The sequence below is a fragment of the Leuconostoc falkenbergense genome (assembly GCF_014634805.1).
GTDB lineage: Bacteria > Bacillota > Bacilli > Lactobacillales > Lactobacillaceae > Leuconostoc > Leuconostoc falkenbergense.
The window spans coordinates 1-13,557 of record NZ_BMBS01000048.1; the positions used below are offsets into that span (position 1 = coordinate 1).

The window sequence follows — 13,557 nt, forward strand, 5'->3', positions numbered from 1 at the left end:
TACGGTGTTCAATTAGTGAAGAGAAAACAGTCATAAAAATAAAAAATAATGTAAGTCTTTAAACTTACTATACGAGGGGATCAGGACATGACAAATATTTTAAATGATGCTTTTAAAAATAAAGGCACAGCTTTTACACAGGCAGAACGTCAACAATATCATATTGTTGGTCAATTGCCACCGGTTGTTCAGACAATTGCACAACAAGCTGCGCAGGTATACGCACAATATCAAACTAAGACATCAGATATTGAAAAACGCAAATTTTTAATGCAAATTTTTGACACGAATCGCGTGTTGTTTTACAAAGTTTTTTCGCAGCACATTGTTGAATTTATGCCAATTGTTTACGATCCAACAATTGCTGAATCAATCGAAAATTATTCAGAAAATTATGTTGATCCACAAGAGGCAGCATTTTTGGATGTCAACCATCCTGAAGCGATTAAAGAAACTTTACTTGGTGCAGCAAATGGTCGCGATATTAAATTAGTTGTTGTCACCGACGCTGAAGGTATTTTAGGTATTGGTGATTGGGGTGTTAACGGCGTTGATATTTCAGTCGGCAAGTTGATGGTATACACCGCTGCAGCTGGTATCAATCCGGAAAATGTGTTGCCAATTGTGATTGATGCTGGTACAAATAATCAGAAATTGCTTTACGATCCACTATACTTAGGCAATCAGCATGAACGTGTTCGTGGGGCAAAGTACGATGATTTCATTGCAAAATTTGTTGACGAAATTGAAGCCGCATTTCCAAATGTTTATTTGCACTGGGAAGACTTTGGACGTTCCAATGCAGCGCGTATCTTGAAGCAATACCAAGATAAAATTCTAACGTTTAATGATGATGTTCAAGGCACAGGCATTATCGTTTTGTCAGGTGTTTTGGGGGCAATGAAGCTGACAGGCAAAAAACTAACTGATCAAACTTATGTCACTTTTGGGGCCGGATCAGCGGGCGCTGGGATTGCAAACCAAGTTTATACTGAAATGGTTAAACAAGGATTGAGTGAAGACGAAGCCCGCAAGCACTTCTACATGGTTGATAAGCAAGGATTGTTGTTTGATGATGATGATACCTTGACGCCTGCGCAACAACCTTTTGCTCGTTCACGCTCAGAATTTACTAATGCTGACGAACTCACCAATCTCACTGCGGTGATTAAAACAATTAAGCCAACCATTTTGGTGGGCACGTCAACCCAACCAGGGACTTTCACCGAAGAAATTGTTCGTGAAATGACTAGCTATGTTGATCGACCAATTATTTTCCCATTATCTAACCCAACCAAGCTCGCTGAAGCAAGTGCACAAGATTTGATCAAATGGAGTAAAGGTAAAGCATTAATTGCCACTGGTATTCCAGCCGCTGACGTGACTTTTGAGGGTGTAACTTACCAAATTGGGCAAGGCAATAACGCTTTAGTTTATCCAGGTTTGGGATTAGGCGCGATTGCAGCACGTGCAAAAGTATTGTCGCAGGGCATGATTTCAGCAGCTGCGCACGCATTAGCTGACACTTTAACAGACGATAGTACGGCTGTTTTGCCACCTGTTTCTCATCTGGATGAATTTTCACAAATTGTTGCTGTTGCTGTAGCGCAAGTTGCCATTGATGAAGGTATCGCACAAGGCGTGACTGATGCTAAGACAGCTGTTGCAGATTTGAAGTGGTTACCAGAGTATTAAATAAACCATATTAAAGACCATTATGGTCTTTTTTTTAATAACTTGTTGTTTTAAAAGCAACAAGTTATGTTATAATAAATTATAAACTTTTTTATTACGAAAGGAATTTATCATGGTTAAATATGCAATTACTGCTGCTACTGGTCGATTTGGCCGCGCAGCTGTGTCACACTTACTAACGCTTGTTGATAAAAAAGACATTGTACTAATCGCGCGAAACGCAGAAAAGGCTAAGCAAGCCTTCAAAGATATCGAGGTACGTGAGGCATCTTATGATAGCGAATCAGCTATGACGAAAGCGCTGTCGGGTATTGATCGTGTGTTATTTATTTCATCGCAGCCGGGTGGCGAAGTGCCACGGTTAGTACAACATCAAAATGTTGTCAATGCTTTGGCAACTAATCATGTGTCGTTTGTGGTTTATACTAGTTTTCCTCATGCTGATGAATCTGAGAATTTCTTGGCGCAAGACCACCGTGGGACGGAACAAGCCATTGTGTCGGCCAAATTATCGCACGCATTTTTGCCAAATAACTGGTATTTAGAAAATGAAACGAGTTTTTTGCAAGCTGCTGCTAGTGATGCTTCTGCTTATTATTGGGCAGACAAAAAAGTACGGTGGGCATTAGAACGTGAATATGCAGAAGCTGCAGCGAACGTCTTAGCTAATGGTGCTGAACGAGAAATTTACGAATTGTCTGGTCCTTCGATTAACTTTGCAACACTTGGCGAGACAGTTAAAAGCACTTTCAATGCGTCATCTACCATTCAGCAAGTTTCTGAAAGTGACTATACATCACAATTAGAAAAAAATGGTTTAGATCATGACACAGCACTTATGGTAACATCATTTCAAACACCCATTGATGATGGCTCATTAGCACATCCTAGTGATGACTTGCCTCAACTCCTGGGACATGATGTGACGCCTTTATCTGAAGCGTTGAAAGAGATTATCAGATAATTGGCAAGCTGTCTATAAAAAATGACATAACAACCTGTGTTATGTCATTTTTTATGCGATACTTATTAGGAAGAAAGTGAGGTCAGCTGATGCGATTTTCATATAAATTAAGTGATGCAATACATATCTTAGCGTTCCTAGATATTTATCGGGATGGCGATTTATCTAGTAAAATGATCGCGGCCAGCATTGGTGCCAATGCTAGTGTTGTCCGCAATTTAATGAGTGAGTTACGAGAAAGTGGGTTTATTACCACAAGGCAGGGCGCGGTAACACCGATGTTGGCCAAATCACCAACAGAAATCAGCCTCTATGATGTCTATATTGCGATTAGTATCGATCACAATTTATTGCATATTGATCCAAAAACTAATCCAGACTGTATTGTTGGCGGCAATATTCAACAAACACTCAATGGTATTTATTCAGACATAGAAACGACAGCTTATGATCGCATGAAGAGTATCAGCATTAGTGATGTGATAAAAGATATTTTGGTGTTACAGCAATACAAAACGAAATAGAATCTGAATCAATCCCGACGAAAAAAATCAGTCATTACAACACTATTCGGATTGAAATTAAACCAACAAATGCAAAGAGGCTCAAAAATTGTGTTAAACCAATTTTTGAGCCTTATTTTATTGCTTATTTAACCAAAGTGGTATTATTAATGTAATCGCTACTACAAATGGAAGGAGACATGAGTTTTATTTGAAACACGAATTGTTGTGGTGACTGAATAATTGGCAGTGAGTGCGATCACCGCTAATTAATAATCACCTGTTACAAGAATTATTGATTTCAAGCTTGATGAATGGAGAATATTTGTATGTCTGAAGAAGAAAAAATTGATGTTAAATCACAAAACAAGAAGGACGATCCTGAGTCAACTGACAAAGAAAATGTCTTTGACCATAATCCTAAAAACGCTGATTACAAAAAGGCGGATTAGGCTTAATTAGAATAACTTAGTAACTAAGTCTTTAATTTGTTTCATACAAAGGAGGCTTTTTTATAAACACTTTTTGACATCTCGCTGTTGATAAGTGATTAGATAGGAAAAAGCGAAGACAGATAAAGGACAGAGTGGAGAAGTATGCAAAACAAAACGAATAAAAAAGTTAAACTTAATTTTTTGAATTACTGCGTTTATGTTATTTCCTTAGGAGGCTTCTTATTTGGTTATGATACTGGTGTGATCAATGGCGCTTTAGCCTTTATGAGCCGATCAGACCAACTAAACCTTACGCCATCATTGCAAGGCATTGTTTCAAGTTCACTAGTGATTGGTGCATGTATTGGTGCACTAGGGTGTGGTAAAGTAGCTGACAAATTTGGTCGTAAAAAAACGCTGCGATTAATTGCGATTATTTTTACGGTGGCAACTGTGTTGTGTGCAGCTGCTGTGAATTTTTGGTCCATGTCAATCTTTAGATTTGTGCTAGGTATTGCGGTCGGTGCGGCTTCAAGTTTATCACCAATGTATTTGGCAGAAATTTCTCCAGATAATTTACGAAGTGCAAATGTTAACAAAAATGCTATTTTCATTGTGCTTGGGCAACTATGTGCCTTTGTTGTCAATGCTATTTTAGGCAATATTTGGTCTGATTGGGGACCAATCTGGCGTGTAATGGTTCTGTCAGCGGCTGTGCCATCTGTGATTTTATGGATTAATTCATTTCATATTAGTGGTAGCCCACAATGGCTGTTATTCAAGCGACGGTTTAATCGTGCCAGACAGTTGTTCCGTCGCTTGGGATTCAAGAATACAAATTCACTGATTAAAAATGAGACTGAAGCGATTGAAAAATCGGATGACCAAGAATTCAGCTGGTCGCGCGCATTGCAAAATAAAAAATTATTATACCTGTTAATCACTGGTATCGTAATAGCATTAATTCAGCAAATTTCAGGTGTCAATACGGTCATGTATTATGGCACTATTTTACTTGAAAAAGTTGGTATGGGCGAGGGCGGTTCGCTGTATGCAAATATCCTAATTGGTGTTGTGTCTGTTATTGCAAGTATTTTTGGGACCCGAATGATTGAGAAAACCAATCATCACCGAATATTGATTATTGGTTTAATTGGTAACGTTGTTTTTTTGGCGTTGTTAGGGGCCATCATGAAATCGACTGTGTTTTCTCAAACAGTCACAAATGCATTGGTATTGATTGCATTGACACTGTTTTTGGCTAATCATCAAGGTATCGTCAGTCCTGTAACTTGGTTGTTATTAGCAGAAATGTTTCCCGGAAAAGTTAAAGCACAATTCATGTCTGTGGCAACAGCGACAACGTGGATTACTAATTTTTTCATTAGTTTAATTTATCCACAATTGATTGCGTGGTTAGGAACAGCCGTTGTCTTCTTTGTGTTTGCACTAACAAATGGTATCAGTATTGTATTATCTATTCTATTTGTTAATAGTCGCAAGATGTCGGATGCTTATCAAACTGCAAAATTATAATATATCAAAGGAGTAATCAGTCAAATGGCAAATTTTTACGTTGATACGACCACAGTTGTCCACGAAATTCCTGACAATAGTCGGCCAAAGTTTTATATGTTTGGTGTACCAAGTTACACCAACATGGGCGATCAAGCTGTTTCGTTAGCAGAGCGCCAATATATTGAAAATGAATTTCCAGAATATCAATACATTGAAATTCTGGAAGAGGATGACGATTACGCTATCCCAGTCATCCAAGAACATTTACAACCCAAGGATATTATCGCTTTTACTGGTGGTGGTAACATGGGTAATTTGTATCATAATCATGAAGAAGCGAGACGGAAAGTCTTTTCCACGTTTGTCAATAATTTGACGATTTCATTTCCACAGTCAATCCATTTTGAGGAAAATGAAGACGGTGAAATTGAAAAGAAAAAAAGCCAGGCAGCATATCGGAAAAATCCAAATCTTGTACTCGTTGCACGTGATGCACTAAGTTTTCATCGCATGCAAACCACTTTCGATAATCCAGTGATATTTACACCTGACATGGTGCTATATATGAATGCTGTTGATCTAAAATTCAAACGTCACGGCGCCTTGTTTGTGCTGCGTCATGACTCTGAGAAAGTGGTTAAGCAAAGTACAATTGATAATATCAAAGAAATGCTTGGGACAGAACGGCCAATTGATCGTGTTGATACTGTTTTAGATGAACCACAAAAAATAACACCAGTTACGCGTGAAGCTTTATTTGACGCAGAACTTGTGTTGTTTTCACATCAAGAAATGATTATCACTGACCGTTGGCATGCGATGGTTTTTTCTGTATTAACAGGTACGCCGTGCTTACTATTTGGTAATAGCTATGGCAAAGGTAAACATGCTTACATTGACTGGTTAGAGCATGTAAACTGGATTGATTATACTGATGAAACTGATATTGACCGTATTAAAGAACTCATGCGTTATCTTGTAGCACAAAAGCGGCATGATTATGATGTTAAAAAGGACTTTAGACAACTACGCGATGTGATTAGAGGTTATGCGCACAAGAGACAAAATGATTGAGACGTCTCCGTTCAAATATTGTTAGTTTAAAATCGTTAATGCGCATTAAACAAACGAAGAGTATTTTCTTGCCAAAGTAAATATTGTTGATTATTTTTTTCGTTGTATATGATAAAATGATGAAATAAAACAATAGAACAGGAAATTATTTTAGTGACCAACGAGCCAGTTTTTCAAAAATTTTTAACAACGAACAAACAACTTTATAAACAAAATATTAATTTGAGAAACGCTGTGTTAAGGAGTCCTCTCGGCAAATTAATTACACCTGAAGAAATGATGATTGAGCAAAATAATCAGTTTTATGGCATTACGGTGGCTGATGTGTTGGTGGCAACATTTTCAACTTACCAAAAAGACGCTGAAACCCTACGATTAGTATCTTTTGCGGTCGATACGTCATATCAACATCAAGGACTTGGATCACGATTGTTTCGCTGGGCACTTGTTGATTTCAAAAAGCAAGGCTATCAACGTGTCAGTTTGTCAGCGCGCGCCTCAGCTCATGAATTTTATTTGAAACAAGGTTTTAAAGACATGGGGAACTCAACGACAAATCAATATCTTGGCGTAGTAGATTTTGATATGCAGTATATGATTTAAGCACGAAAAAAAGCAAAGAATAATTTCATTCTTTGCTTTTTTTGTCCTGTTTTTCCCACTCCGAACGTAATAATGACCACTCGTTCATATCTGCAAATTTACCATTGTTGTATAAGATGTCCTCACGTTTAGTACCATCTAAATGGCAATTTAATTTCTGAGCAACGTGATTACTTGCATCATTATTAACGTCGACATTAATAATAATTTTACGTAGGTTATATTCTGTGAAGCCAATTGTTAGTAAGGCTGTGACGGCACGGTGCATAATATTTTTGTGGTGCCATTGATTGCCTAGCCAATAGCCGATTTCGGAATGTTGGTGTGTTTTATCAATTCGATTAAAACTGACCATACCAACTGGCTGATTACGATAACGGATCACACAATTTAAAGAATCCCCCGTGCCGAAGTGAGTTAGCGTTGTTTTCAGAAACTCTTTTTCATCATCTGCAGAGCGGAGCTGATCAGCCCACGGTAACCATTGGGCCAGGGTAGTACGGCTGTCTTCGACCAGCGCGTACAATGCTTCTGAATCCTGATCTGGTAAGGGCAATGATAGACTAACATCATCGTCATATTTAAAGCTGAACACAAATAAATCTCCTTAAATTAAAACCTTATTTGAAATACATAGTATCTGTCATTATAAACTAATAAAAGTTGCTTGTAAACTTGAAAATAAAAGGCGACGGCCACTCTTTATAGTTCGTTTCTCAAAATACCGTACTTAACTGAATCATAATATTGATTATGCCAATACCTTACTTTTCTAATCACACCTTCTTTTGTCATGCCCACTTTATCACCCAGTTTTTGCATACCGATGTTACCCGACCATGTCGTAAAACCAATATGGGGTAAGTAGTCAAAAAGCGCAAACATTTCGTTGAGCCACTGCTTTAAAGCAACTGCGCCAATGCCCAATCCCCATTTACTGGAATCGTAAATCACAATACAAACCTCTAACCACTGTTTTAGTTTGCCATCATCCCAGTACACTGATACTAATCCAACAATTTCACCGTTATAAATAATGAGTTTTACCATCGGGTTATTAATGTTGGCCGGATAAAAGCGCTGATAAAAATCTTCCCAATTCAGGACAGGATCTTGGAAGTACGGACCATTTAAGCCCATCCATTTCAAGTCAGCGGATGGACCATAGCTGATTTGCCAAAAATATTGTAAATCTTGTGTTTCAATTGGTTTTAATGTGATGTCAGAAGCCATAGGTTAATTCTCCACTTATTATTACTGTTATCTATTTTACACTATCTCTGAAATTAATCGTTTGCTGTTTTTTTTTATTGCATATAATGGTACGATTACCTTGTTTTAAACTAAGGGGGCAACCAGTGGAAACAAAATTTGAAACATTATTTTTTAATCGCGTTAATCAACAATATAAGCCGGTTAAATTGGACAATTTGTTGGCGCAACACCTTTTGATTACTGGTGTGACGGGTAGTGGAAAGTCTACAACGGCACTATCGATTATGATGGGAATGAAGGCGTTCCACCAAAATTTAATTATTCTTGATCCAACTGGAGAATATCAATCAATCCCGAATTCACGACGAGTAGTGCTTGGACGGGATAGTTTTTTGGATGTTAATCATCTGAATGCCAATGAAATTGGCAAAATGTTAGACATCACTCATCCCCAATTATTATCAAAATTACCACTTGCGATTGAAAGCCTGCAAATTTCGCGTAATGTGTTAAAGTCGACAGCTGTTTATAAGAAAATCGATAGAACAAGAGATATTCATCAATTTAACCTTAAACGATTACGCATTGCTAATAAAGACTTCGATCTCAATTTGATTGCTGATCAGTTAATTGAAGAATTTGTCATCCCCAGAAATGATGATAAAGCCGATTTCACGTTACTCGGCCAGCAATACGATCAAGACACGATACAGAGTGTTTGGTCTGATTTAGAAACACTACGATTGGCATTGCGATCATTAAAAGTGACTGAATTACCGGAAGACAGCAGTGATAACCATATTGTTCACTATGATTTTGGCTATTTAATTAATTTGTTTGTAACGCACCGAGCTTCAGAACAAAGCCTAATTATTGATTTATCTGAATACGCAAACGACATACATTTAAGCCAAACTTTAATAGATATTTTAACACGTGAAGTGATGATTAATCGGCAACGCTTCCCGCAGCAATTTCCGGTTGTGGTTTTTATTGATGAAGCACATCGGTACTTGCCAAAGTTAATCGCATCGGACAATGGCATTTTTTCAATTTTACGTGAAGGACGCAAAATTGGCGTTGATTTGATGCTGAGTACGCAAAGTCCGTTAGATTTGTCCGCAAAACTAATCGGACAATTTGGTAGCTTCATTTGTCATCGTTTAGGCAGTCCAGAGGAAGTTGACGTGTTACCACCAGCAATGAAAAAATCTCTACTAGAATTAATGGCATTACCAGTTGGGGAAGCGTTTTTAAAAACGGCAAATTCATCTGATGTTACGTTAGTTCAAATTACACCGGCTAGTGTCGAGCATAATACAAATAATATCTCATTTGACATTTAAAAACAGCTAGTGGTGAAACGTTCAAAGGGGTTCCACCACTAGCTGTTTTTATAGATGATAAGCATTTTGGCTTACAATTACAATATTAAATTTAAAATATCCTGATAGTCGTTTGCGATGTAGGTGGGAGCTGATTTGCTGGTGGCTTGATTTTGATGGGGATTGTACCAGATACTTTTCATACCAACGGCATTAGCCCCTACAATATCGGCTGAAAGGCGATCACCAATCATTACAGTATTGCTGATGTTTCGGTCAGGATTATTGTTTAAGATTGTTTCGAAAAATTGAGGCTCTGGTTTTCTGTAACCAATTTCTTCAGAAATAAAAATTTCATCAAAATAACTGTTGATTCCTGAACCAACTAATCGCTCATGTTGTGTTTTTGCGACACCGTTTGTGCCTACAATTAGTCTAGATCCATTTGATTTGAGTTGTTTTAATAAATTTGTGGCGCCGGGAATAACATGAAAATTATGGTTAAGATGTTCACGATAAATTTGTTCCAATTGTTGACCGTCGGACTTAATGTTTAATTGATTTAGCGTATCAGAAAATCTGCGATTTAGTAGTGGCTGTGCTGCCTCACCAGATTCAATTTGCTGCCAAACATTGGCATTGATTTGACCATATATTTTGAAGGCTTCTTCTATATCGGGGGCACCGGCGTTTTTTAAAATACTACGAACACTTTCATATTCACCACGTTGAAAATCTAGTAAGGTGTCATCTAAATCAAATATGATGTTTTTAATCATGATTATTCTCCTAAGTGATTGACGTTATTTTTAGTATAACCAATGTGATATAATCCAAATATGCTAAATCGCACATTATGGAGGTGAATTATGATTACATCAACCATGATTGATCAGTACAATTTAAAAAGTTTACCAGCGGACGTGTACAAAAATAGTGAAATTCATTATTTTAAGAATGGCGATATGATAACTAGTTCTGAAGAAAATCAAACACAAAAAAGGCTTCTATTATTACTTCAAGGACGAGCCAAGGTCATTTTTTTATCCAATGACGGTGAGAGCACACTGCTAGAATTTTTGAATAGAAATGATTGGATTGGTGAGTTAGAGTTAGTCGGAGTCACTACTAGCTACAAACAGGTAGTATCTTTAGGAAGCAGCGTTTGTTTAGCAATTCCGCAAGCAATAGTAACTAAATATTTGATTAATGATGTTGCTTTTTTACAACAATTTAATCATTATTTGGCTAATAAAATTATCAAACGTACTGATTTGATGTTGACTGCTAAAGCGTATTCATTTAAGGAAAGATTAGCGACTTTTATGCTGAATGACGCTTATAACTCTGAATATAGTGAACCCCATCAACTTGTGATGGAATATTTAGGCATCAGTTATCGACATCTTTTGTACACCTATAACCAACTTGTAGATGAAGGATTTATTGATAAAATTGGTCGTAATAAGTACAGATTAAACATGCAACGTATAGAATCGCTCAGTATTACTGCAACAACAAGTGATCATGCCGAGTTGCAATAATTCAAAATGGTCATTTTAGTAGCAAAAAATAATATACGCAAACTTGGACACCAAAATATGTACGTCGAGGTATTAGCTGAAAATGACGCCTTGGCATTTTACCGTAAATATGGTGGGGATATTGTTGACAGCTGTGATATTAACAGTACGCATCAGGAAAAAATAAAAGCATATATACTAAAATTCTCGATTTTTGAGTAAAACTATAACCTATTTTTATTAAATGATTAATATTACAAATCTTCTTTGGGAAAGTGGTTGATCAGCTTGATAGTATGTTGGTGAAAGCGTCGTTTAAAACCATGACAATATCATGTGTCATGGTTTTTTGGTGTCGAAAAAGGGATGCTAGTTCAATTAATTGACAATATCGAATGCTTGGTATATATTCTATTTGTAATTACGTAAGCGCTTACATAAGAAGGAGGATTTGTGCTGAAAGCAATCGTTATTTCTGGCAAAGGCATGATTAATTTGAAAGACATACCAGCACTTGAAACAAAGTCAGGGCAAGTCATATTTAGTCCCAAATATATTGGCATTTGTGGATCGGATCTTCACTATTTAGCTGATGGTTCGGTGGGACAGTCAGTTATTCGTGAACCATTTATTCCAGGCCATGAAATCAGTGGTGTGCTAGATGAAACAGTTATAGTCAATGGCGAGACTATTCCGGCGGGTACCAATATAACGGTGCATCCAGCGACGTTTGGTGACAAACAAGACCTGCTTGCAGAACGTCCTGAAATTTGGCCAAATGGGCGGTACTTAGGATCTGCGCAATATCTGCCACATACACAAGGCGGGATGGTTGAAAAAATGGCTATTCGTCCCGATCAAATTCGTATCGTGCCAAATAACGTGTCATTAAAATCAGCTGCTTTGGCAGAGGCATTGGCTGTTGGGTTGCATGCTATCAAGTTGGCGGGTGGTGTGAAAGATAAACGCGTCTTGGTTTCAGGTGCTGGTCCGATTGGTTTGTTAGCCACCGGGGGCGCAGTTACATTAGGTGCTAGTAATGTCACCATATCTGATGTTTTAAACGCGCCGTTAAAACGTGCTGAAGCTGTAGGTGTGAATCATACGATTAATGTCGCGACAGATAATTTACCAGATAATGAATTTGATTTAATTTTAGAATGTTCGGGCGCTTCGCCCGCCATCAGCGCTGCCTTTAAAGCAGCGGCGTTAGGTGCAACAATTATTCAAGTTGGTATGATGATTGATCAAAATATTTCGGTGAACATTTCCGCTATTAATGGGAAAGAATTAACCTATAAAGGTAGTTTTCGATTTAATGACGAGATTGATTTAGCGCTCGATATTTTGTCTCAGAGCCCTGCAATTCAGACCGTTGTGACGCAAGTATTCCCAGCAAGTGACTTCAGAGAAGCATTTGCAATTGCCAAAGATAGTAACCAATCAGCAAAAGTTTTAATCGAAATGTAAGAAACAAAAGGTGTTCACCGCAAGACAAATGATTGTGGCAACACCTTTTGTGTATGGTAAATGATGTGGTCATAACCAAGACAACAATCACTCAATTAGCGAATATCGTCAACTATACGGTTGCAGATTTTTGAGAATTATTTTGACAAAACTGAAGAATTAGACGTCGTCTTTATCACGTTACTCATCAAGGAAAATGTTGATGTTATACCACTCTTAGAATATCTAATCTATTGTACGACACCAGAGGAGGCCAAAAAATAAACAAAGTATAATAGAACAAGATATCGTGATTTACAAACGTATTTTTACAGAAGGCGTATTATGATAGGGTCACAAAACTAATTTCAGATTAGTATCGTGTCGGCCTAAATACGATCAATTTTCCAATTGATGATCTTGTCGACTATTTCAATGGTTGAAATAGGCATTGACAAATAATACTGGCAATATAGCAATATTTCCGTTTGAAAAAGGATCCAGCCTAAAAATCGTGTTAGTTGCCAGCAACAATGAAGTAACCTCAATCAGTGATTGAACTCAAGAATTTTGTTGAAAGCAAATTACTAAGATAACTTTGAGAGGTGAAAAATAGATATTATTTTTTGTTGATGGTGGCTTGCATATGGGCTGATTGCTGAATTAAATACTTAAGCCTGTTTCGCATGAAATTTGCAATAACAAAATTGACATGATAAAATTTAGTAATAATTAACATTTTGTTCATTTTTGATTTAACACCCTTGCGGGAGTAGCGGCGCATACGCGTGGGAAACTGACTAACTAGGTATTTGAACTCCTAGCGGCCAACCTTAAACAGCAAGACGCAAAGATATTTTCTCTTAAAGGAGTGTGTCAAATGAACACGAAAACAAATGAATCGGACGACGTTCCGTTATCGCGCGCGTCGAAATTTCATCATCAGGAATGGACAGAAATTGTTGATGATTTGCAGGCCAATTATCCTGATGGTCTTGACAGTGACGACGTTACACAGCGAATTCAAAAATATGGTTACAATGAGGTTGCTGTTAAATCAGTACCTAAATGGCTTATTTTTCTACGACAATTTAACAATGTGATTATTTATATCTTGTTAATTGCTGTTGGCTTGACACTTTTAATGGGTCACTATTCTGACGCAACAGTTATTGCCTTTGAAGTGAACCCCAATAGTTGGACAAAATAAAATTAATTAACTAACAGACTCAGTGGTGAGTTGTCGATATTGAA

At 37.3% G+C, this 13,557-nt stretch carries 14 protein-coding genes; 11 read left to right on the plus strand and 3 right to left on the minus strand.

The features are described from left to right. The first annotated feature begins 87 nt into the window (after window positions 1–87). The 7 genes from IEU71_RS08840 (at window position 88) to IEU71_RS08865 (ending at window position 6,791) form a co-directional block, all read left to right on the plus strand. Window positions 88–1,695, plus strand: a complete 1,608-nt coding sequence (locus IEU71_RS08840; protein WP_036067699.1) for a malolactic enzyme — start codon at window positions 88–90, stop codon at window positions 1,693–1,695. A gap of 112 nt (window positions 1,696–1,807) precedes the next feature. Beyond that, on the plus strand, window positions 1,808–2,659 hold the full coding sequence (locus tag IEU71_RS08845) for an NAD(P)H-binding protein (RefSeq protein ID WP_004913842.1): 852 nt from the start codon (window positions 1,808–1,810) through the stop codon (window positions 2,657–2,659). Between the two features lie 89 nt (window positions 2,660–2,748). Then, window positions 2,749–3,183: an Rrf2 family transcriptional regulator gene (locus IEU71_RS08850; protein WP_036066962.1), complete on the plus strand. Its 435-nt coding sequence runs from the start codon at window positions 2,749–2,751 to the stop codon at window positions 3,181–3,183. Between the two features lie 308 nt (window positions 3,184–3,491). Beyond that, window positions 3,492–3,614, plus strand: a complete 123-nt coding sequence (locus IEU71_RS10255; protein WP_004913832.1) for a hypothetical protein — start codon at window positions 3,492–3,494, stop codon at window positions 3,612–3,614. Between the two features lie 144 nt (window positions 3,615–3,758). After that, window positions 3,759–5,132, plus strand: a complete 1,374-nt coding sequence (locus tag IEU71_RS08855) for a sugar porter family MFS transporter (RefSeq protein ID WP_004913827.1) — start codon at window positions 3,759–3,761, stop codon at window positions 5,130–5,132. 24 nt (window positions 5,133–5,156) lie between these two features. Then, window positions 5,157–6,188 (plus strand): polysaccharide pyruvyl transferase family protein, encoded by a 1,032-nt coding sequence (locus tag IEU71_RS08860; protein ID WP_004913823.1) that lies wholly within the window; start codon window positions 5,157–5,159, stop codon window positions 6,186–6,188. Between the two features lie 153 nt (window positions 6,189–6,341). After that, window positions 6,342–6,791, plus strand: coding sequence for a GNAT family N-acetyltransferase (locus IEU71_RS08865; RefSeq protein ID WP_004913819.1), 450 nt, complete (start codon window positions 6,342–6,344; stop codon window positions 6,789–6,791). A gap of 25 nt (window positions 6,792–6,816) precedes the next feature. Here the strand turns inward: IEU71_RS08865 and IEU71_RS08870 are convergent, their stop codons facing one another. Together IEU71_RS08870 and IEU71_RS08875 are read right to left on the minus strand one after the other, a co-directional pair. After that, window positions 6,817–7,386 (minus strand): GNAT family N-acetyltransferase, encoded by a 570-nt coding sequence (locus tag IEU71_RS08870; protein WP_036067703.1) that lies wholly within the window; start codon window positions 7,384–7,386, stop codon window positions 6,817–6,819. Between the two features lie 107 nt (window positions 7,387–7,493). After that, entirely contained in the window at window positions 7,494–8,024 is a 531-nt protein-coding gene (locus tag IEU71_RS08875) for a GNAT family N-acetyltransferase (RefSeq protein WP_004913816.1), read from the minus strand. A 125-nt stretch (window positions 8,025–8,149) separates the two neighbouring features. On the opposite strand from IEU71_RS08875, the gene IEU71_RS08880 reads away from it, so the two are divergent. Next, on the plus strand, window positions 8,150–9,352 hold the full coding sequence (locus IEU71_RS08880; protein ID WP_004913814.1) for an ATP-binding protein: 1,203 nt from the start codon (window positions 8,150–8,152) through the stop codon (window positions 9,350–9,352). A 77-nt stretch (window positions 9,353–9,429) separates the two neighbouring features. On the opposite strand, the gene IEU71_RS08885 is transcribed toward IEU71_RS08880, so the two are convergent. Continuing rightward, on the minus strand, window positions 9,430–10,110 hold the full coding sequence (locus IEU71_RS08885) for a YjjG family noncanonical pyrimidine nucleotidase (RefSeq protein WP_004913811.1): 681 nt from the start codon (window positions 10,108–10,110) through the stop codon (window positions 9,430–9,432). Between the two features lie 90 nt (window positions 10,111–10,200). On the opposite strand from IEU71_RS08885, the gene IEU71_RS08890 reads away from it, so the two are divergent. From IEU71_RS08890 to IEU71_RS08900, 3 genes are all read left to right on the plus strand, one after another. After that, complete coding sequence (locus IEU71_RS08890; RefSeq protein WP_004913809.1) at window positions 10,201–10,875, plus strand: cyclic nucleotide-binding domain-containing protein; 675 nt, start codon at window positions 10,201–10,203, stop codon at window positions 10,873–10,875. A gap of 432 nt (window positions 10,876–11,307) precedes the next feature. Then, entirely contained in the window at window positions 11,308–12,324 is a 1,017-nt protein-coding gene (locus IEU71_RS08895; protein ID WP_004913806.1) for a zinc-binding dehydrogenase, read from the plus strand. An 859-nt stretch (window positions 12,325–13,183) separates the two neighbouring features. After that, a complete protein-coding gene (locus tag IEU71_RS08900) occupies window positions 13,184–13,513 on the plus strand; it encodes a cation-transporting P-type ATPase (RefSeq protein WP_004913796.1) in 330 nt (109 codons plus the stop codon). Window positions 13,514–13,557: the final 44 nt, after the last annotated feature.